At 57.4% G+C, this 19,747-nt stretch carries 17 protein-coding genes and 1 tRNA gene; 8 read left to right on the top strand and 10 right to left on the bottom strand.

Annotated features, from left to right (window positions below; translation table 11 throughout):
- Positions 1 to 9 precede the first annotated feature (9 nt).
- The gene (gene dkgB, locus AC2AXP_RS00105) at positions 10 to 813 is read left to right on the top strand and encodes a 2,5-didehydrogluconate reductase DkgB (RefSeq protein WP_484381355.1); all 804 of its coding nucleotides are present in this window, start codon (positions 10 to 12) and stop codon (positions 811 to 813) included.
- Between the two features lie 38 nt (positions 814 to 851).
- On the opposite strand, the gene yafC is transcribed toward dkgB, so the two are convergent.
- Positions 852 to 1,748, bottom strand: coding sequence for a DNA-binding transcriptional regulator YafC (gene yafC, locus AC2AXP_RS00110; RefSeq protein ID WP_004955065.1), 897 nt, complete (start codon positions 1,746 to 1,748; stop codon positions 852 to 854).
- 423 nt (positions 1,749 to 2,171) lie between these two features.
- Here yafC and AC2AXP_RS00115 point away from each other — a divergent pair, with 423 nt between their 5' ends.
- Positions 2,172 to 2,966, top strand: a complete 795-nt coding sequence (locus AC2AXP_RS00115) for an endonuclease/exonuclease/phosphatase family protein (protein WP_071586626.1) — start codon at positions 2,172 to 2,174, stop codon at positions 2,964 to 2,966.
- Positions 2,967 to 3,019: 53 nt separating this feature from the next.
- Here AC2AXP_RS00115 and mltD read toward each other — a convergent pair whose 3' ends face one another.
- Positions 3,020 to 4,414: a murein transglycosylase D gene (mltD, locus tag AC2AXP_RS00120; protein ID WP_004955058.1), complete on the bottom strand. Its 1,395-nt coding sequence runs from the start codon at positions 4,412 to 4,414 to the stop codon at positions 3,020 to 3,022.
- 72 nt (positions 4,415 to 4,486) lie between these two features.
- The gene (gene gloB, locus AC2AXP_RS00125) at positions 4,487 to 5,242 is read right to left on the bottom strand and encodes a hydroxyacylglutathione hydrolase (protein ID WP_198773422.1); all 756 of its coding nucleotides are present in this window, start codon (positions 5,240 to 5,242) and stop codon (positions 4,487 to 4,489) included.
- Between the two features lie 44 nt (positions 5,243 to 5,286).
- Between gloB and AC2AXP_RS00130 the strand changes: the two genes are divergently transcribed.
- A complete protein-coding gene (locus tag AC2AXP_RS00130) occupies positions 5,287 to 6,006 on the top strand; it encodes a class I SAM-dependent methyltransferase (RefSeq protein ID WP_004955053.1) in 720 nt (239 codons plus the stop codon).
- 16 nt (positions 6,007 to 6,022) lie between these two features.
- On the opposite strand, the gene rnhA is transcribed toward AC2AXP_RS00130, so the two are convergent.
- Positions 6,023 to 6,490, bottom strand: coding sequence for a ribonuclease HI (rnhA, locus tag AC2AXP_RS00135; protein ID WP_039991101.1), 468 nt, complete (start codon positions 6,488 to 6,490; stop codon positions 6,023 to 6,025).
- Between the two features lie 72 nt (positions 6,491 to 6,562).
- Between rnhA and dnaQ the strand changes: the two genes are divergently transcribed.
- Positions 6,563 to 7,300 (top strand): DNA polymerase III subunit epsilon, encoded by a 738-nt coding sequence (gene dnaQ, locus AC2AXP_RS00140; protein WP_004955050.1) that lies wholly within the window; start codon positions 6,563 to 6,565, stop codon positions 7,298 to 7,300.
- A 156-nt stretch (positions 7,301 to 7,456) separates the two neighbouring features.
- Positions 7,457 to 7,533 (top strand) — tRNA-Asp (locus tag AC2AXP_RS00145).
- Between the two features lie 46 nt (positions 7,534 to 7,579).
- Here the strand turns inward: AC2AXP_RS00145 and AC2AXP_RS00150 are convergent.
- The gene (locus AC2AXP_RS00150; RefSeq protein ID WP_484381356.1) at positions 7,580 to 9,040 is read right to left on the bottom strand and encodes an NCS1 family nucleobase:cation symporter-1; all 1,461 of its coding nucleotides are present in this window, start codon (positions 9,038 to 9,040) and stop codon (positions 7,580 to 7,582) included.
- Between the two features lie 165 nt (positions 9,041 to 9,205).
- On the opposite strand from AC2AXP_RS00150, the gene AC2AXP_RS00155 reads away from it, so the two are divergent.
- The 3 genes from AC2AXP_RS00155 to puuE are packed head-to-tail and all read left to right on the top strand — an operon-like array spanning position 9,206 to position 11,618.
- Positions 9,206 to 9,943 carry a GntR family transcriptional regulator gene (locus AC2AXP_RS00155; protein WP_484381357.1) on the top strand — a complete coding sequence of 246 codons (738 nt, stop codon included), beginning with the start codon at positions 9,206 to 9,208 and terminating at the stop codon, positions 9,941 to 9,943.
- On the top strand, positions 9,940 to 10,668 hold the full coding sequence (hpxA, locus tag AC2AXP_RS00160) for an allantoin racemase (protein ID WP_004955045.1): 729 nt from the start codon (positions 9,940 to 9,942) through the stop codon (positions 10,666 to 10,668). Before AC2AXP_RS00155 ends, hpxA begins: the two co-directional genes overlap by 4 nt.
- Positions 10,669 to 10,679: 11 nt before the next feature.
- Entirely contained in the window at positions 10,680 to 11,618 is a 939-nt protein-coding gene (gene puuE / locus AC2AXP_RS00165; protein ID WP_004955044.1) for an allantoinase PuuE, read from the top strand.
- Positions 11,619 to 11,693: 75 nt separating this feature from the next.
- Here puuE and AC2AXP_RS00170 read toward each other — a convergent pair whose 3' ends face one another.
- Genes AC2AXP_RS00170 through AC2AXP_RS00190 form a run of 5 tightly spaced genes read right to left on the bottom strand, consistent with a single transcriptional unit; the run spans position 11,694 to position 19,705 of the window.
- Positions 11,694 to 13,889 (bottom strand): TonB-dependent siderophore receptor, encoded by a 2,196-nt coding sequence (locus AC2AXP_RS00170; protein WP_004955043.1) that lies wholly within the window; start codon positions 13,887 to 13,889, stop codon positions 11,694 to 11,696.
- Between the two features lie 50 nt (positions 13,890 to 13,939).
- Positions 13,940 to 15,268, bottom strand: a complete 1,329-nt coding sequence (locus tag AC2AXP_RS00175) for a lysine N(6)-hydroxylase/L-ornithine N(5)-oxygenase family protein (RefSeq protein WP_198773419.1) — start codon at positions 15,266 to 15,268, stop codon at positions 13,940 to 13,942.
- Positions 15,265 to 17,013, bottom strand: coding sequence for an aerobactin synthase IucC (iucC, locus tag AC2AXP_RS00180; protein WP_198773418.1), 1,749 nt, complete (start codon positions 17,011 to 17,013; stop codon positions 15,265 to 15,267). Before iucC ends, AC2AXP_RS00175 begins: the two co-directional genes overlap by 4 nt.
- Positions 17,010 to 17,963, bottom strand: coding sequence for a GNAT family N-acetyltransferase (locus tag AC2AXP_RS00185; protein ID WP_004955025.1), 954 nt, complete (start codon positions 17,961 to 17,963; stop codon positions 17,010 to 17,012). The genes iucC and AC2AXP_RS00185 overlap by 4 nt, the downstream gene beginning before the upstream one ends.
- Complete coding sequence (locus tag AC2AXP_RS00190; RefSeq protein WP_484381358.1) at positions 17,960 to 19,705, bottom strand: IucA/IucC family protein; 1,746 nt, start codon at positions 19,703 to 19,705, stop codon at positions 17,960 to 17,962. Before AC2AXP_RS00190 ends, AC2AXP_RS00185 begins: the two co-directional genes overlap by 4 nt.
- Between the last annotated feature and the right edge of the window lie 42 nt (positions 19,706 to 19,747).

The raw sequence follows: 19,747 nt of genomic DNA on the forward strand, positions 1-19,747 counted from the left end.
GAGAAAATCATGAGCATTCCACAATTTGGTTTAGGGACTTTCCGTCTGCAAGATAAGGTGGTGAAGGCGTCGGTGCGTCACGCGCTTGAGCTGGGTTATCGCGCGATTGATACCGCACAGATTTATGAAAACGAAGCGGCGGTGGGCGAGGCGATCGCCGAAAGCGGGGTGGCACGCGAAGCGCTGTTTATCACTACCAAGATTTGGGTGGCCAATTTGGCAAAAGGTCGGCTGATCCCCAGCCTGCAAGAGAGCCTGAGCAAGCTGCAAACCGATTATGTCGATCTGACGTTGATTCACTGGCCTTCGCCGAATGACCAGGTGCCGGTCGCCGAGTTTATGGCGGAGTTATTGCAGGCCAAGCAGGCTGGCCTGACGCGGCAGATTGGCATTTCCAACTTCACCCTCGATCTGATGCAACAAGCCATTGATGCGGTTGGCGCCGAGGCGATCGCCACTAACCAGATCGAGCTGTCGCCGTATTTGCAAAATCGCCAGGTGGCAGCGTTCGCGCGGCAGCACGGTATCGCCATCACGTCATATATGACGCTGGCATACGGCAGGGCGCTGCAGGATGAGACCATCAAGGCGATTGCCGAGCGCTACAACGCCACGACGGCCCAGGTGATTCTGGCCTGGGCGATGCAACTGGGTTACGCGGTGATCCCATCCTCCACCAAGCGTGACAATCTGGCCAGCAACCTGCTGGCGCAGCAATTGACGTTGAACGAGCAGGATATGGCGCAGATCGCCGCACTGGAGTGTAATGGACGTCTGGTCAGCCCGGACGGTCTGGCGCCGCACTGGGATTGAGTTTAACCGCCGCAGGCAGGCGATTGCCGGCCTGCACATCAGGCGTTCGCGCTGGCAAGCCGTTCGCTGACAAAATCGATAAAGCTGCGCAGGCGGTTACTGACCGCACTGTCGCTGTAATATACCGCGTTAATCGGCATCGCCAGCGGCAGCGTGTGTTGTTGCAGTATCGGCACCAGATCGCCGCGTTTAACATCCTCACCGATCATGAAATCCGACAAACAGGCGATACCGTTGCCGTGCAGACACAGGTGGCGGTGTGTCTCCCCGCTATTGCTGGTCAGCGCCGGGGTGGCTTCCCATTGGCGACCGTCGGCGCAGGCCAATGGCCAGCGATTCAATGCCGGCAGATCGTTGAAGCCAATGCAGCAATGCTGCGCCAATTCCTCCACCGTTTGCGGTGTACCGTATTGCCGTAAATAGGCCGGTGAGGCCAGCACCTGACGATAGCTGGTCATCAGCTTGCGGGCCTTCAGACTGGAGTCGGTCAGTTCGCCGATACGAATGGCGATATCCACTTTGCGTTCTATCAGATTGATAAAGGTTTCGGAGGATACCAGCGACAGCGACATTTCCGGATACAGCGCGCGAAACTCCGCCGCCATCGGTGCCAGTACGTGCAACACAAACGGCGTGGCGGCATCCACGCGCAGCAAACCCTGCGGCCGTTGGCGGCTTTCCATCAGGGCGTTTTCTGCTGCAGCCATGTCATTCAACACTTTCTGCACCTGGCGGAAGTAGTTTTCCCCTTCCTGCGTCAGGCTGATTTGACGGGTAGTGCGGTTCAGCAGCGTTACGCCAAGCTTGTTCTCCAGTTTTTTTACCGTTCGGCTGACCACGGAATTTGCCTGTTCCAGACGTTCTGCCGCGCGGCTGAAGCTTCCGCTTTCTACCACCGTCACAAAGGTAATCAGCTCATCCGAGTTCGCTTTCATTGTTGCTCCAACGGCAAAATTTATTTGAAACTTTGTACATTTTTAGCATTTAAGCATAGGTCGATAATTGCGTCATCAACTTGAATGCCATTTGGAGTATTCTCATGCCACTCGTTCTTCTTGCGCTGATGCTGATTATTTTAAGCGGCCGGCTGGATCGGAAACGCCGGTTACAAAGCGCGTAATTGCAGCGAACCATTCCCCTCAGGCCCGCATTTGCGGGCCTTTTCGCATTTCTGTCCTTTTCCCGCTAACCTTTACATTCATATACCCAGTACCGATTGAATTCCCCACTCAGCGCCCCTATAACTGTTAGGGCTATGCCCCGGAAAACCTAACGCCGAGCGCAGGCAGGCGTATAATCAATGCATTGTTGGCGGGAATGACTCCGCCATTTTATCCAATGGGAAATAGGCGAATAGCGTGCCGAAACGAACTTATGCAATGAGGTATGTTGCAGGCCAGCCAGTTGAGCGAATTTTCCCTGGCGCCGTCGACCAACCGTTACCCCCGGGGGCTGCGTTGCCTACCGCGGGAGCGCTGCGGGTGATGGTATGGAATATATTCAAGCAGCAACGGGCCGATTGGCTGTCGGTGCTGAAAAGCTTTGGTAAAGACGCGCAGCTGGTGTTGTTGCAAGAGGCGCAAACCACGCCGGAACTGGTAAGCTTTGCCACTACCCATTATCTGGCGGCCGATCAGGTGCCGGCTTTCGTCTTGCCACAGCATCCCTCTGGTGTCATGACGCTGGCGGCGGCGCACCCGGTTTACTGTTGCCCGTTACGGGAACGGGAGCCACTGCTGCGGTTGGCCAAATCGGCGTTAATCACCGTTTATCCGCTGTATAACGGCCAGCTGTTGATGGTGGTGAATATCCATGCGGTCAACTTCAGCCTCGGGGTGGACGTGTATAGCAAACAGCTGGGACCGATTGGCGAGCAGATCGCCAACCACCACGGGCCGGTGATCATGGCGGGCGATTTCAATGCCTGGAGCCGTAAACGCATCAATGCGCTGTACCAGTTCGCCAGCGATATGGCGCTGCGCGAGGTGAATTTTACCGACGATCATCGGCGCAAGGCATTTGGCCGGCCGCTGGATTTCGTGTTTTACCGTAATCTTGGGGTGGTGGAAGCCTCGGTCTTGGTAACCCAGGCCTCGGATCATAACCCGCTGTTGGTGGAGTTTCACCCCGACAGCGCCAAACCGCATTGGTGATTGCCAGGCAAAAAAAAAGCACCCGTTGCAGGGTGCTTTTTTATGCCGGAAATTTAGGTGTCAGGTGTCGAACTGTTGTCGACAAACAACGTCAATTTCAAGCCGGGTTGCAAGTTGCTGCTCTTGCTGGCCAGGGTTGAGTTCCAACGCATCACGTCATTGATCTCGACGCCGTGACGACGTGCAATGCTGGCCAGTGAATCACCTTTGCGTACGCGGTAGGTGATGCTGCTGTTGTTATTGCCGCTATTGCTGGCCACTTGCAGGGTTTGCCCAACTTTGAGGGTGCTCCTGGCACGTAAGTTGTTCCAACTCTGCAAATCGCTGGTACGTATATTCAACCGCTTGGCGATACCGGACAAGGTGTCGCCGGAGCGCACTTTATAGGTACTGCCGCCTGTCAACCCGCTGTTTTTTGCCAACTGGGTGCTTGGCTCGGTCACCGCGATCTGGCCATCGGCCAGTGAATCCTTCAGCCGATCGGCTCGGCCCTGGGGAACCATAATGTAATGGGGCCCGTTTGGCGCGGTAACGCCTTTTTTGTAGCCAGGGTTAAATGCCTTCATCTTGGTCAATGAAAGCCCAGCCATCTCAGCCGCCTGAGTGAGCTGTATTTGCTGACCGACGTCAACACGCGCCAGCGCACGGGTTTCATCCGTTTTTGGCAAACGAACGCCGTACTTCTTGCTGTGCTTGATGATATCGCTCAGTGCCAACATTTTCGGAACATAGATTGACGTTTCACGCGGAAGCGACAATGCCCAGAAATTGGTTGGCTTACCCTGGCGTTTATTCGCCTTCACCGCTTTCATGACACGGCCTTCACCACTGTTATAGGCAGCGACGGTCAATAACCAGTCGCCGTTGAACATGCGGTTCAGGTACTGCATCATATCCAGCGCAGCAGTTGTCGAAGCGACCACATCGCGGCGCCCGTCATACCACTGGTTGTTTTTCAAACCATAATTGCGACCCGTTTGCGGCACGATCTGCCATAGCCCTGCGGCGTTGGCACTTGACGTGGCGTGAGGGTCAAAAGCGCTCTCCACTATGGGTAGCAGTACCAGTTCCATCGGCATATCGCGTTTCTTGATCTGCTCGACTATCCAGTACATGTACGGCTCTGCCCGTAATGTTACATCGTGGAGATAGCTCTTACTTTTTAAGTACTTTCTTTTTTGTTCACGGATCCGGGAGTTTTCCGGAACCTCCATCTTCAGCTCGTCGCTAATGAAGTTCCACAGGTCCTGTTGCTGCGCGGTACCGCTGTTTTTATCCAACCACCGCGCCGAGCTCGCTCGACCTTTCGCTGTGTACTCTCCTGCTTCACCTTCTTGACTTGCCGAAGACAAACTCTGTGCATGCTGTTCTGGAGCTGGTGCGTCCTGCCTGGACGACTGGCACCCTACAAGCAAGACTGAGGCGAGTAATATCGCTTTAGCCTTCATGTGTGTGTCAATATAGTTGCTTAAAAGACGAGCGATAATACTTCGCTTAGGCAAATAACACAACCAAAAGCTTCAGAAGCTGTCCTTGCGCAAGCGTAATTCGGAAAAAACCGAATGAAGATGCTCAGGGGGGCGATCAAAGCCTAATTTCTTTTGTAAATCAGTGTCATGACAACGTAAAAATAGGTTAATTTCACGCTCTAATTGCAGGGTTGTAGGCACGCTGGGTTGGTTTTTTGCCCTTAACGCCATGACTTGTTGTTGATATGTTTCGATCTGTCGATCTTGCGGCAAAATAGCCCGCGCAAACTTAAGATTTGAAACAGTATATTCGTGCGCGCAACAGATTATGGTGTTATCGGGAAGTTGCGAGAGTTGTTGAAACGAGTAATACATTTGTTCGGCAGTGCCCTCGAACAGCCGGCCGCAACCGGCGGAAAAAAGCGTATCGCCGCAGAACAAATAAGGTGCACTGTAGAATGCGACATGGCCCAGAGTATGTCCGGGAACCGCTATTACGCGGTATTTTCTGCCGCTGACGGTAATGATGTCACCGTCTTCTACCAGGGTGGTCGCCCCCTTATTGGCGGTCTCGTGCGGGCCATATACCGGCAGTGCAGGGTATTGCGCCAGAATTTGCGCCACGCCGCCGACGTGGTCGTGATGATGGTGGGTCAGCAGTATTGCATCGGGGGTGAGTTCCAGTTTACGCAGGGCGTCCAGCACCGGTTGCGCTTCACCCGGATCGACAATGGTGCAATGTCCCTGTTGGTCATCCAATATCCAAATGTAATTGTCCTGCAAGGCAGGAATGCTGATAAGATTCATCGGACACCTCTCGTTGGCAACGGCTTGAAAGAAGATAATAAATCATGAAACCAGCCCATACTCTACAAAAGCTTGCCAGCCCGCAATCCTGGGCGGCGCTGCCGTGGGGGGAATATTACCGCGCAGCGCTCGAGCGTCAACTGCAGCCCTGGTGGCCGAAGCTGTTCGGCTTTCACCTATTAAAGCTGGGTAATCTCAGCGCTGGATTGGCTACTGATAAATGCGCCATTTCCCACCAGGTCAACGTTGGTCTGAGCGGTGACCACCTACAGGTTATAGCCGATCCTTATCGGTTGCCCTTCGCCGACAAGTCGGTCGATGCCTGTCTGATGGCGCAGGCTTTGTCCTATGCCGATGATCCGCATCGCATGTTGCGCGAAGTAGATCGCATTCTGATTGATGACGGTTGGTTGGTGCTCAGTACCTTTAATCCGTTCAGCGTGCTGGGGCTGGGTAAACTGCTCCCCGGTCTTCGCCAGCGTCAACCTTTTGCCAGCCGCATGTTTACTCAGATGCGGCTGTTGGACTGGCTGAGTCTATTGAACTATGAAGTGTTGCAGCAAACGCGTTTTCACGTGCTGCCGTGGCATCGGCAGGGAGGGGTATTTTTAGGTACCCACCTGCCAGCGCTGGGCTGCATGAGCATGATAGTCGCACGTAAACGCACGGTGCCACTGACTCCAACGGCCATGAAACTTGGCGCACGCAAGCCGGCTCTCAGCCGCGCGGTGGGCGCGACCAAGAGTTATCGCAAATTACCGTAACGCTGGCGCCAGCGGATTACGCTTCCGGTTTATAACCGCTGTCTTCTTGCGTGGGGTTGCCGGCCGCTTCGCGAGCTAGCACGTCGCAGCGTTCGTTCTCCGGATGTCCGGCATGCCCCTTGACCCATTCCCAGCGAATAGTGTGGCGGGCAATCGCCAGATCCAGCCGCTGCCACAGATCGACGTTTTTGACCGGTTTTTTGTCGGCGGTTTTCCAGCCGCGCTTCTTCCAGTTGTGGATCCAACTGGTGATACCCTGGCGAACATACTGGCTATCGGTGCTGAGGATCACTTCACAGGGCGCGGTTAGCGCTTCCAGCGCCACGATCGCCGCCATCAGCTCCATACGGTTATTGGTAGTGAGCCGGTAACCGGCGCTGAAGGTTTTTTCAACCTGTTTATAGCGCAAGATTGCGCCGTAACCACCGGGGCCGGGGTTGCCAAGGCAGGAGCCATCGGTGAAAATTTCTACCTGTTTGAGCATCTCTGGTAGACTCTTCCTATCAGTTTTATAAAAGCCAAGTCTGACATAAACGAGCGCTATGAGCACTGCAATATGATCACTACACCAACCAGACAGATCGTACTCGATACCGAAACCACCGGTATGAACAAGTTAGGGGTTCATTACGAAGGCCACCGCATTATCGAAATCGGTGCGGTGGAAGTGATCAACCGTCGCCTGACCGGTCGGCATTATCACGTTTACGTCAAGCCGGATCGGCTGGTGGATCCTGAGGCTTACGGCGTTCACGGCATCAGCGATGAATTCCTGGCGGACAAGCCGACCTTCGATCAGATAGCCGATGAATTTATCGAATTTATCCGCGGCGGTGAGTTGGTCATCCACAACGCGGCGTTCGATATCGGCTTTATGGATCACGAATTCCGCATGTTGCAGCAGGACATTCCGAAGACGGAAACCTTCTGCGCCATTACCGACAGCCTGTTGATGGCGCGTCGTCTGTTCCCGGGCAAGCGCAACAACCTCGATGCGCTGTGTAGCCGCTACGAGATCGACAATAGCAAGCGAACCTTGCACGGCGCATTGCTCGATGCCGAGATCCTGGCCGAAGTTTATCTGGCAATGACCGGCGGGCAGACCACCATGGCATTTCAGATGGAAGGGGATACCCAGCAGAGCGATTCCACGCAGGATATCCAGCGTATTGCACGCCCGGCGACGTCGATGAAGGTGATTTACGCCAGTGATGACGAAGTGGTGGCACACGAATCACGGCTGGATCTGGTGGCGAAAAAGGGCGGCGGTAACTGCCTGTGGCGCGCGGAATAACCCGCAGGCCAATTTCGCTGGCACACGGAGTAAATGCGCGCTGACGACATTCGCTGAAAATCTGCGCAAACGGTTATTTTTATAAGAAAAAGGCATTGACGGAATCTGCCGCCGTCCGTAATATGCGCCTCGTTCCCCCGCAAGAGGGAACGGCGCGGAGCGGTAGTTCAGTTGGTTAGAATACCTGCCTGTCACGCAGGGGGTCGCGGGTTCGAGCCCCGTCCGTTCCGCCAACATTCAGAAGCCCTGAATCAGCAATGATTCAGGGCTTCGTTGTTTTTACTCCTTGCTCATTTCCACCTTGCCAAACATCACTCTATGGTTGGCCGCATGTTCATGGCGGGCAAAGTAGCGGTAACAGCCGCCGCCAAGCAGTACGCCGATAAACCAGCTGAAGTTCGCCACGGCGTGCAGCTCGGGCGTAAAACTGATCACCAGGCCAACCGCCACCGACGGCAGCAGCGCCAGAATGGCCTTCGGGTTGAAGCCGTTGCGATACCAGTAGCGGCCATTCGGCGTGGCGTTGAACAGATCGTCGACGTGGATCTGGCCGCGCTTGATCAGGTAAAAATCTGCCACCAAGATGCCGAACAATGGACCGATAAACGCGCCCAGCACGTCCAGGGTGTAATGGATCAGCTCCGGCGACTGGAACAGGTTCCACGGCGTCAGCAGCACCGAGCCGACGGCGGCGATCATGCCGCCGGTGCGGAAGCTGATCTTTTGTGGTGCGCAGTTGGAAAAGTCGAACGCCGGTGACACGAAGTTGGCGACGATATTGATGCCGATAGTGGCGGTAATCATCGTCAGCAGGCCGATGGCCACCGCCACGCTGTTGCCGACGCGGGTTACGGTTTCAATCGGATCGGTAATCATCTGGCCGAACAGCGATTGGGTGCCGGAAACGATCACCACCGTGACCAGTGAAAACAGCAGAAAGTTGAACGGCAGCCCCCAGCGGTTGCCGCGGCGGATTTCCTGCATGCTTTTACCGTAGCGAGAAAAATCGCCGAAGTTGAGCAACGGGCCGGAGAAGTAGGACACCACCAACGCGGTGGCGGTCAGCATCTGCCAGCCCTGTTCCTGCGCGCTCAGCGTTTTGCTGGCCAGGGTAAAGGAGATGTTTTCCAGCCCGGTTTTGTACACAATCCAGCCGGCCAACGCCAGCATCACCACATAAACTGCCGGCCCGGCAACGTCAATAAAGCGTTTGATGGCGTTCATGCCATGCCAGAACACCATGGCCTGCAACACCCACATGATGCCAAAGCATATCCAGCCGATGGCGGAAAGCCCCAGCCAATGCGGTTGCGTCAGTGGCATCAGCGTCGGGAAGAACTTCAGCAGTACCAGCATCAACGCATTGGCCGCCAAATAGGTTTGAATGCCATACCAGGCGAAAGCGATCAACCCTCGGATCACCGCCGGAATATTGGCGCCGAACACGCCAAACGCCTGGCGGCAGACGACCGCGTACGGCACGCCGGTCATCTGGCTGGGTTTGGCTACCAGATTGGCGCACAGCTGGACAATGCAAATACCCGCCAACAGACAAATCAGCACCTGCCAACTGGCCAGCCCCAGGGTAAAGAAGCTGGCCGCCACCACATAGCCGCCCATGCTGTGCACGTCCGACATCCAGAAAGAAAAAATGTTGTACCAGTTCCAGTTCTGATTGCGCGTTGGCGCCAGATCGTCATTGCACAGCTTCGGGCTGTAGTTTTCATTGGGGTTTGGCATAAATCGTGCTCCTGTCTAGAACGGCACCCGGATGTATTCACCGTATTTGGGTCAATGTTGCTGACAGGGCTTTTGCAGGATTCAGGCCAGATTTATCTTTTTTGTATACAAGAATGGTTTTTGTTGTATACGATTTGGTTATCTAACGGTATACGGAGCAGCGTGATGATTGGCACCCAAGCCACGTGGGACAGGCTCGACGCCACCTACTTTACTGAAGATCGCGACGATCATATTTATAACCAACTGGTGAAAGCGATCGTTGAACATCGCCTGTTACCCGGTAGCAGATTGCCGGAAGAAGCGCTGGCGGACACCTTCGGCGTGAGCCGCACCGGCATTCGTCGGGTGTTACAGCGCCTTGCGGCAGTGCAACTGGTAACGCAACTGCCCAAGCGTGGTGCACAGGTCACCACGCCGGGAGAAGACGAAGCCCGCCAAGTGTTCGCGACGCGTAAGCTGCTGGAATGTGCCAATTTGCCGCAGGTGGTGAGCCGCTGCCGCGCGGAACAGTTGCTGATGCTGGATACCCTGGTCGCCCAGGAACAACGAGCGCATGACGATCGTGACGGTGCCGCAGCGATCCGCCTGTCCGCCGCGTTTCATGTGCAATTGCAGGCGGTAAGCGGTAACCAGGTGCTGACGGAAACGGTGTCGCAACTGACGCTGCGCTCATCGCTGGTGATTGCCGCCTATGGCGCGCCATGGCAGCAGGGCTGCCGCTGCCACGATCACCACGATCTGCTGGTGCTGCTACGCAACGCCGACACGGCGGGGCTGGCGGCACAGATGGCGCGGCATTTTGACGACATCGTTGGCCACCTGCGCTTTAACCACCATGACGGTGATATGCCGGACTTCGCGCATATCTTCGCCGGCCTGCGCCAGCAGGAGCCGCAATGAAAATTCAGTTGATCAATCCCAATACCAGCCAGGCGATGACGGAAACCATCGCCACGGCGGCGCGCGCGGTTGCTGCACGCGGTACGGAAATCATCGCCGTCTGCCCGCCGCAGGGGGTGCCGTCGATTGAAGGGCACTTTGATGAGGCGATTGCCGCCATTGGCGTATTGCAGCGGGTAAAGCAGGGGCGAGAAACCGGGGTTGATGGCCATATTATCGCCTGTTTTGGCGATCCCGGCCTGTTGGCGGCACGTGAACTGGCCGACGCGCCGGTGATCGGCATTGCCGAAGCGGCGATGCATATGGCCACGCTGGTGGCGACGCGTTTTTCCATCGTCACCACGTTGCCCCGCACGCTGATTATCGCCCGCCATCTATTGCACCAATACGGTTTTGAACGTCACTGTGCCGCGCTGCACGCCATTGATTTGCCGGTGCTGGCGCTGGAGGACGGCAGCGGCGTAGCGCAGCAAAAAGTGCGCGAACAATGCCTGCTTGCCAAACGGCAGGACGGTAGCGGGGCTATCGTGCTGGGCTGCGGCGGTATGGCCGATCTGGCGCGGGAACTGACGCACGAACTGGCGATGCCGGTGATCGACGGCGTTAGCGCGGCGGTGAAAATGATCGAATCGCTGCACGGCCTGGGCCTGCGAACCAGCAAGCATGGCGATCTGGATTTTCCGCTGGCAAAGCCGTTAAGCGGCGTTTTCAGCGAATTTAACTGAGGGATGGTGCGATGAACCAGTATCAATTTACCCATGATTATCCGCGTGATCTTATCGGCTATGGTGGCAAGCCCCCGCATGCCAACTGGCCGGGGCAGGCGCGTATTGCGCTGCAGTTCGTGTTGAACTACGAAGAAGGCGCGGAAAGCCATGTGCTGCATGGCGACGCCGGTTCCGAGCAGTTTCTGTCAGACATTATCGGCGCGGCCAGCTATCCCGAGCGCCATATGTCGATGGACTCCCTGTACGAATACGGTTCGCGCGCCGGTTTCTGGCGTATTCACCAGGAGTTCCAGCGCCGCGGCCTGCCGCTGACCGTTTTTGGTGTAGCAATGGCGCTGGCGCGCAATCCGCCGGTGGTGCAGGCGATCAAGGATGCCGATTACGACGTGGTCAGCCACGGCTGGCGCTGGATCCACTATCAGAACGTGGACGAGGCGACTGAACGGCAGCACCTGCAACAGGCGATCGGCGTGTTGCGCGATCTGTTCGGGCAGGCGCCGTTGGGCTGGTATACCGGCCGCGACAGTCCCAATACCCGTCGGCTGCTGGTGGAGCACGGCGGCATGCTGTATGACAGCGATTATTATGGTGACGATCTGCCGTTCTGGACCGAGGTGACCTGCGCCAACGGCGACAGAAAACCGCATCTGGTGGTGCCCTATACCCTGGAGGCCAACGACATGCGCTTTGCCTCGCCGCAGGGGTTCAACACCGGCGAGCAGTTCTTTACCTATTTGAAGGACAGCTTTGACGTGCTGTATGCCGAAGGGGAGCTGGCGCCGAAGATGTTGTCGATCGGCATGCACTGCCGCTTGCTGGGACGACCGGGCAAATTCCGCGCCTTGCAGCGTTTTTTGGACTATGTCCAGCAGCACGATCGCGTGTGGATTTGCCGCCGGCAGGAGATTGCCGAACACTGGCTGGCGCATCACCCCTATCAGGGATGAAAATAAAAAACCACCGTTGAACCGGTGGTTTTTTGCGCGTAGGGCGCCAGCTGCGGCGCCCAGGCTATCTCGGGATCAGAACAATACCGAATAGTTCAGGCCAAAGGTACGGCCACGGCCTTTATAGCTGTACAGCTCGGACGAGCCGTAGGTTGGGCTATACAGGATTGGCGCACGCTGTCCCCATACGGTGGTGTAGTTTTTGTCCAGCAGGTTTTCGACGCTGAAGCTGACCTTGCCCACCGGCAGGGCGTAGCTGCCGAGGAAATCGACGGTGTTGTAGCCGTTGAGCTTATTGCCGTCGGCATCGGAAACATCGAAGGTCTGCTGCGACTGCACTCGCAGATTCCAGTCACCCGGCGCCCAGTTGACATAGGCGGTGGCTTTCGACGGGCTGGCGGTATCCACGGTCAGTTTTTCCCATTTGCCATCGACCTTGGTCTGCGATTTTATCAGGTTGAAGGTGGCGCCGGTGCTCCATTCGCTGTCATCAAAGAAGTAATCAACCGCCCCTTCCACGCCGTAAATGCGACGCTTGTCGGAATCCAGGCTGATGGTCATGTCGGTCTTGTTGATCGAAATGGTCTTGTCTGACAGCGAGTAGTAGGCGGCCACCTGGGTGCGCAGATTATCCCCGGTATAGCGCCAACCCAGCTCGTAGGAGTTGACCTTGATGCCATCCAGTTTGGAATCGTTGACGTTAACGCTGTTTTGCAACTGATAGTGGCCGTTCACCAGCTTATAGTTGCCGGAGCCGTAATATTTCGCCAGGTCCGGGATCTCGAAGCCCTGCGAGAAGTTGAACCACGCCTGCTGGCGTTCGGTCAGGTGCGCCAGCAAACCGGCATTGAACAGCGCATTGTTGTAGCTGGTCTTGCCGCCTGGTACCGCGTCGGCAGAGTTGGCCAGGCCGTTGGCGATACCCTGTTGCTGCGCATAACCGACAAAGTCGTCCACCTTGTTTTCGGTGTACTGGTAACGCACGCCGCCGCTCAGGGTGAAGATCGGGTTGATGTCGTAGTTGGCCTGCAGGAACGGCGCCAGGTTGGTGGTGGTGTAGCTCGGATAGCGGCCGACGTTGTAGGCGTTTTCCAGATACATGCCGCCGGACTGTTGCGCCTTGGCCAGATTGAAGAACTGCTGGTTGGCATTGAAGCTTTCATGCTCGGCATCGACGCCGTAGGTCAGCGTCAGGCTGTCGATCGGTTTGCTGTTTAGCGTCAGTTTACCGCCGTAGAAATCGGTTTTCTGCTGCGAGGCGCCGATGCTGGTGACCTGCCCCTTGGACAAGGTCGGGAACGGGTAGAAGGTCAGCGACTCGTCACGGTAATACACCTGCGCCACCAGATCCTGTCCCCAGAAATCGGTGTTGGAGTATTGCAGGTTGATCAAATGGCGTTCGGTACCGGGGATACGGTCAGAATTCAGTGCGCTGCTGTTAGACGCTTCGCCTGCGCCGGTCACCGCCGAGAAGTTCTCGCCGAGGTACAGGCCGTGCTCGCCGTCGGACTGGCTTTTGTAATACTGGGTGGTCAGCTGCAACTGCTGATGCTCGTCGATGTTGATGGTGCCGGTGCCCATCACGTCGATGCGGTCGGAATATTGCAGGCCGGTCTGGGTGTTGTCGATCAGCACTTCCTTGCCTTTGCCATCGTACCAGCCGCCGTAGCGCTGATACGACACCGACAGGCGTCCGGAGGCGTGTTCGGTGCCGCCGCTGACCGCAGCCGACACGTTTTCATCGTGATCGTTGTGGCTGTTGAAGCCGGTTTTACCGCCGATTTGCAGTTCGACCTGCTTTTCCTCCTGGCCTTTTTTGGTCACGATGTTGATCAGGCCGCCGGTGCTGCCGCCACCGTACAGCGAGGTTGAACCGGAGATCACCTCAATGCGATCGATATTGAACGGGTCGATCGAATCCAACTGACGGCTGTCGGTGCGCGATGAGTTCTGGCGTACGCCGTCGATCATCACCAGCATCGACCGGCCGCGCATGTTCATGCCGTAGTTGGTTCGGCCCTGACTGCTGACGTCCATGCCGGGGATCAGTTGCGCCAGGATCTCTTTGATCTCTTTTCCGCCCTGAACCTGCTGCTCGATTTCCTGGCTCTCGATCACCCAGGTGGTTTGTGCCATTTCCGCGACGCTACGGTGTGCGCGGCTGGCGGAAACCACCAGTTGTTCTTCATTTTTTTGTTGTTCTGCCCAGGCTGCCGGCGCGAGCATCGCCAGCAGACAAGGGTTCAATACCCAGAGGTGTTTGCGTTTCATCGTTATTTCCAATATTTCCCGTTGTTGGTGTGCGTCAAAAAAGGTAAGCCTCAGATTTCCGAGTAATTTAGCATAGACTGTTCTGCGCGGGTTGGGGTGCCCGGCTGTTGACTACGCCATTGAATTACCGCCGGGGTGGACGCCAAATCGAACTGCTCGCGTCCTAAAGCCCGGTTGAGGATCCGCGCTGCTCGCCAGGCCATCAGGCTGAGCTGCGGTTCGGCGATGCCGTGACTGTGCATGCCGGCATTGACGGCGAACAGGCAGTTTTCTGCCGGGCCGTCCCAGCCGAGGGTAAAGTCGGGCGATACGCGGTAGTTGTCGTCGGCGGTGAGGTGCAGACGTTCCGCCAGCGGCGCCAGAAATGCCGGGCGATCCTGCTGATAGCCGGTGGCAAAAATCACCACGTCGCTGTCGAAGGTTTCCTTGCCCTGATCGAGATGGTGATGCGTCACCAACTGGTAGCCGTTGCCCTGTGCGTGTAGCGCCGCCAGTGAGCGGCTCGGCAACAGGCGTGCCCACGGCGTTTCGCGCAGCACTTCGAAACGGTGATACATGGCGCGGTAAATCGCCAGCAGTGATTCGCTGGTAATACCGTCGGAGGTCATCTTCTGTTCGCTCAACATGCGCTGTTTGGCGCTGTCGTTCAGGGTATAAAAGCTCTCTACGTATTCCGGGGTGAAATATTCGTTGGCGAAGGCCGCTTCGTCGAGCGCATTGTAGTTATTGCGGCGCGACACCCAGTTCAGTTGGCTCGGCTGTCCCCATTCGCCACGGAAAATATTCAGGAACAGATCGGCACCGCTCTGCCCACCGCCGACCACGGTAACGCGTTTGCCGGCCAGCTCCGGATTGCGCAGCGCCATTTCGCTGGCGTGGAAACAACGATCGTTTTGCTCGGTCACGCACTCCGGCAGCAGAATTTTCTTGCCGATGCCCAGACATACATGGCGGGCATGATAAACGCCGCGTTGGGTGGTCACCGCAAACAGCCGTTGGCGATCGTCAAATTCCACCTGGTGAATATCCTGACTGAACGCCAGCGACGCCATGCCGTTGGCCGCCCAGTCCAGATAGTCGGCGAACTCTTCGCGCGACACCGTACGCTGCTCGGTGGTCAGAAAACGGTAGAATTTCTTCCGCTTGACCAGGTAGTTAAGGAAACTGTAGGGATTGGTTGGTGACACTGCGCTGACCAGATCCTTCAGGAAGCTGGTCTGCATGTGGCAATCCGGCACCATCATGCCGGGGTGCCAGGAAAAATGGGGTTTACGCTCGAAGAACTGCGCGTTAAAACCGTCGACCTCGCTGCCAAGCGCGGCAATGCTGAGGTTGAAAGGACCGATACCGATGCCGATGAAATCGAGAGGCTGATTCATTGGGCAAACTCCTTGGTGACCAAATAAAGCGGGTTATCCAGATCCTGTAGATAGTTGGGCAGCATGCGGCTGCCGCCATCGTGCTCTGAATAGGTGAGTTTCACCGGGTTGAGCACCACACGAATGATTTGTGGTTTAAACAGACTAAAAAGGTCAAAACGCTCTGCCATGTCCGGGTGCTGCGCCATATAGCGTTGCAGCACCTGCGCCAGCAGTTGGTAAAATTGTTGTTCGCTCACGTTGCAACTCGCCATCAGCGGCGAAATAAACCGCAGCACGGTAACAAAATGCCCGGTTTGCAAATCGTGGATCAGGTAATCGGCCGGCAGGCGCACGGTCACGTCCTTCACTACCTGCGGTAGCGAGGCGCTCTCGGCAAACGCCTGATCGACCAGGCGCATATCGCCCTGGAAGTCCTTCAACAGCACGCGCTGCGGTACATGATCCTTCATCACTAGCGTGATGTTCTGGCCATGGGCGATCAGCGCCACGCCGTAACGGCACATCAGGTGATACATCGGGATCACCACCGCCTGGAACATCTGCGTCAGCCAGGCGTCGGCGCTCAGACCGGAGCGGGCGATATAGGCGGCAATCAGCGGCTGTCCGTGGTTGTCGGTTTCCATCAGCGTGGCCATCAGAATCGCCTGTTCGTCGTCCTTTAAATAGCAGGACGGGTTTTCGCGCCAGATGACGCCGAGCATTTCCTGATAGCGATACGGTGCCTGTTTCAACGCCGCATAGGTTTGATGCGTCATGTAACCGGCTGCCGGCTCGCCAAGGATCTGTGCGCCGCTGGCCTGCAGCGTGCGGTCTTCGGCAAAGATCTGCTGCAACCAGCGGGAAGCTGCCGGACCGGCGCTGATGTATTTGCCGGGAATGCCGCGGTAGCAGGAGGTGTTATAAATGGTCAACGGCAGTTTGATGTCGAACGACACGCGACGGCTGACGTTGGTCAGCGTGCGCAGCGACTGTTGTGCCAGATAACTGTCACCAAACTCGCCCAGTTCCACCAACTCACCGGCGGCCAGCTGCGGTAAAAAGTGCAGGGCGATTTTCTGTTGCCACTGCCACGGGTGCAGCGGAACCGGCACCCAATCGTCATTCAGCTTCAGTTCGCGCCAGCGGCGATCGAAGCGCTGGCGTTCGGCATGGTCCATCGCGCTGTTGAGCAGGTTTTCCAGCGGATACTGCTCATCGGCGCACCAGACGAAGCTAGCGCGTTGCGCTGCCACCCAATGCAGACGGAACTGACCCTGATATTCCGGCGCATATTGTTGCAACGCCGTCAGGCCCCAGCCGCGTCGGCCCTTGTTGAAGATAAACTTCGGATGCCCGGCCAGCAGGCATTGCAGCGCATCGGGTTCGAGCGCGATCAGATCCTGCGCATTCATACCGTGGCGTGCCGCCAACAGTTGCATGTCGCCACGCAGCGTGGCGTACAGATCTTCCAGGTGCTCGGCGATCTGCGCATCGTCCATTGCCAGCACCTGCGCCAACTGACGCAGCATACTGTCCGCCGCCAGCGGTTGGCTGTCGCAGGCCAACGACGCCGGATCGATATGCAACCAGCCCCAGATGCCGCGTTGGGCGCTGAAGGTATAGGCGGCGTCGCCGACGGCGATACGCCAGCCGGCATGGTGCGTTTCCGCGTGCAGCGTGCGTTCGTACTCCAGCTCCGCCAGGATCTTGGCGATCATCTGGCGGTTGACGCGCTGCCAGTCGGCATAATCAGCGATGTTCATACGTTGCCCTCCTGGAAGAAGGCATGGCGTTGGTTGACGATCAGACGCGAACGTTTGTGCGGGAAATCGAACTCTTTCATTGTCTGGTAGCCAGCGGCCGGCAAATGGCGGAACAGGCGCTGGTTGTCGGCGCGCGGTTCGGCCACCACGCGCTGGGTGCGCGGTTCGTCCAGATAGAGGTAATGCGTCAAGCCGCGTAGCCAACTGCGGATGTACTGCGCGCCACGCCAGTTTTCTTCGCCCACCAGCATATGCAGGCCGCGGTCGAACGGCTGCCAGCGATAGTGGCGACCGATGCGATCTTCCGGCGCCCAATACACTTCGAAATAGCCAAAGGGCCGATCGTCAAAGCAGCCGAGCAGCGGATAGCAATAGCTGGAATCCAGCTGGCGCTGCAGATAGGCGACCTGAGTTTCCAGCGGGCCGCTCATTTCCCAGAAGGCGTTAACCCGCGGCGCGTTCATCCAGCGGGTGAACTGCTCGGCGTCGCGCTCGATCTCCGGCAGGCGGAAGCTCAGCGTGTGCTTGATTTGCGGATCGAAGCGGCGATAGACCTCGCCCTGTGGCCGCGCCGGGCGTTGCGGAAACCACAGCGCGCGTTCGGCGTCGTACTGCATCTGACCGCTGGCCGGGTTGCGTTCCGCCGTCAGCCACAGCGGCAGTTGATAAAAGGTTTCGCGCGCCAGATAGTCGCCGCTGGCCAGGGCAAACAGCGCCTGCGCCTGTGGCTCTTCGCGCCATTCGGCATACGGCAGCGTCACGCCGCTGAGGGTGGGTGCGGCAACCAGCAGTTGATCCAGCGCCTGTACCAGCCAGCCGGCCGGCAATGGGCTCGCCGGCGGATGCAATACGGCACTGCCGTCCAGCCCGAGGCTGAGTGGCAGGTGGGTGTCCAGCTGTTCACAGCGAAAGCCGCCGAGAGCGTGTACCAGTTTGGCAATTGGCATCATGCGGTTTCTCCCGAGCGCAGCGGGTTGACGAAATCGAAATAAATCACCGCCGGATCGACGATGGTGTTCTCATTGTGATCGTGCAGGTAGCAGAAGAAGTTGCCTTTGCAGTTCCAATGGCTGCTGTCGAGCACGTAATCCAGACAGCGCGTGTTGCGTGCGCTGGCACGCAGACGGCTCAGCGCGTCGCGTACGCGCAGCATCAGGTTCTGTTCGTCGTCGAAACCGGCAGCAGCCAACGCAGCGGTAACCGCCAGCGTGGAGTTGACCAGCAGGTAATACGGGAAATAGCGCAGCAATTGCTGTTCGCTGAAGCGGTTTTCCGCCTCGGCTTCGCCAATCTCTGCCAGCCATGGCGTCGCGTCGGCGGTAAAGCCGCTGCCCTGGCAGTCGCGATACAGCATGCCGACCGGCAGATCCTGCTGCATCTCCACCAGAATGTTTTGCTGGTGCGCCAGCAGTACCAGGCCGTAATCGGCTTCGGTGCTAAACAGCGGCAGCAGTACGTGGTCGCAATAGGCATCCAGCCAGCAGCGGGCTGCCTGTTGCAACGGCAACCGTAAACGCGCCGCCAGGCGGCGTACCGCAGCGGCCAGCAGACTGTCGCCGCCATCCGGCGCGGCCTGGGTCAGCGTCACCAGAACGTTGGTTTGCGTTTGCGGCTGGTCGAACAGCAGGTTGACGCGCAGCGCCATCAGGCTCTCTTCCTGAACGTCGCCGTTGAGGTCGCACAGGCCGGCCCAGCCGTCTTCCTGCATCACGCGCATTGTCGGGTAGCGCGCCTGCAACGCTTGCCAGCGCTCGGTTTGCGCCAGCCGCGCCAGCCGCATACCGCGTTTCACTTCTTTTACCGACAGGGTACGCACCGAATTGGTCAGACGCACGCTGAGTGAAAACTTGATCATGTCGCGGTTGCTTTCGCTGTACAGCGAGCGTGAGGAACTGGTCGGCAACCAGCGCTCGCCGGCTTCGCCCAGGTCGCGCAACGCGTTTTGCGTCAGCAGGTCGCGACACCAGTCCTGCGCCAGCAAATGTTCGGCCTGCCACGGGTGCATCGGCAGCAGCCAGACGTCATCGGTGAAATGCGCCAACAGCTGCGGAGCGCTTTCGGCGGCGAAACGCTGCAGGCGCTGTTGCAACGTCAACCCCAGGCTGTCACCACAGACAAAACGCTTGTTCACCGCGAACCAGCGCAGCGGGAAACGCGCGCCGAAGTCCGGCAGATAACGACGCGCTTGCTGATGATCAAACGGCTCGTGGGATTTTGGTGCCGGGTGGAAGGCATGACCGACCAGCAATCCCTGTTCCGCCTGGGCGAAATTCATCGGCTTATCACGCAGCGTCGGCCAGTCAAGGCGGTTGTCGATGGCCTGTTGGGTGTTGTCGTGACTTTCCAGCACGCGTTGGCGGAAGCGGGCGATCACCTCATCATTCAGCGAACCTTTGACCGTCGACTTGGCCAAGAGCAGCGTCACCAGCCGTTCCACGCTCAGCGCTTCGCCCGGACCGTCGTCCTGCTGATGCAGATAGGCCGGGAAAAGATAATGGTGATGCTGGGTGGGCGAAATATGGCGAAGTGAAATGCGAATGGCGCTATGAGTGGTAAGGGGAATATGTAACTGCGGATGTTGTTGGCTGTTAGCGGCCGGGATGACTTGCCAGTCCCGGGTTTCACGCATCAATGCGTTGAGAAAACATTGCGCAGCCACATCGGTCGTCGCGGTTGCAAACTGAATGGTCATGATCCCTGATTCGCTATGAAACAATTGAGAATGATTCTTATA

The sequence above is a fragment of the Serratia sp. Sp408 genome (genome assembly GCF_057180665.1).

Excerpts from the sequence above, each read along its gene's own strand:
- dkgB (WP_484381355.1), top strand. The coding sequence starts at position 10 with ATGAGCATTCCACAATTTGGTTTAGGGACTTTCCGTCTGCAAGATAAG.
- yafC (WP_004955065.1), bottom strand. The coding sequence starts at position 1,748 with ATGAAAGCGAACTCGGATGAGCTGATTACCTTTGTGACGGTGGTAGAA.
- mltD (WP_004955058.1), bottom strand. The coding sequence starts at position 4,414 with ATGAAGGCTAAAGCGATATTACTCGCCTCAGTCTTGCTTGTAGGGTGC.
- gloB (WP_198773422.1), bottom strand. The coding sequence starts at position 5,242 with ATGAATCTTATCAGCATTCCTGCCTTGCAGGACAATTACATTTGGATA.
- AC2AXP_RS00130 (WP_004955053.1), top strand. The coding sequence starts at position 5,287 with ATGAAACCAGCCCATACTCTACAAAAGCTTGCCAGCCCGCAATCCTGG.
- rnhA (WP_039991101.1), bottom strand. The coding sequence starts at position 6,490 with ATGCTCAAACAGGTAGAAATTTTCACCGATGGCTCCTGCCTTGGCAAC.
- dnaQ (WP_004955050.1), top strand. The coding sequence starts at position 6,563 with ATGATCACTACACCAACCAGACAGATCGTACTCGATACCGAAACCACC.
- AC2AXP_RS00150 (WP_484381356.1), bottom strand. The coding sequence starts at position 9,040 with ATGCCAAACCCCAATGAAAACTACAGCCCGAAGCTGTGCAATGACGAT.
- AC2AXP_RS00155 (WP_484381357.1), top strand. The coding sequence starts at position 9,206 with ATGATTGGCACCCAAGCCACGTGGGACAGGCTCGACGCCACCTACTTT.
- hpxA (WP_004955045.1), top strand. The coding sequence starts at position 9,940 with ATGAAAATTCAGTTGATCAATCCCAATACCAGCCAGGCGATGACGGAA.
- puuE (WP_004955044.1), top strand. The coding sequence starts at position 10,680 with ATGAACCAGTATCAATTTACCCATGATTATCCGCGTGATCTTATCGGC.
- AC2AXP_RS00170 (WP_004955043.1), bottom strand. The coding sequence starts at position 13,889 with ATGAAACGCAAACACCTCTGGGTATTGAACCCTTGTCTGCTGGCGATG.
- AC2AXP_RS00175 (WP_198773419.1), bottom strand. The coding sequence starts at position 15,268 with ATGAATCAGCCTCTCGATTTCATCGGCATCGGTATCGGTCCTTTCAAC.
- iucC (WP_198773418.1), bottom strand. The coding sequence starts at position 17,013 with ATGAACATCGCTGATTATGCCGACTGGCAGCGCGTCAACCGCCAGATG.
- AC2AXP_RS00185 (WP_004955025.1), bottom strand. The coding sequence starts at position 17,963 with ATGATGCCAATTGCCAAACTGGTACACGCTCTCGGCGGCTTTCGCTGT.
- AC2AXP_RS00190 (WP_484381358.1), bottom strand. The coding sequence starts at position 19,705 with ATGACCATTCAGTTTGCAACCGCGACGACCGATGTGGCTGCGCAATGT.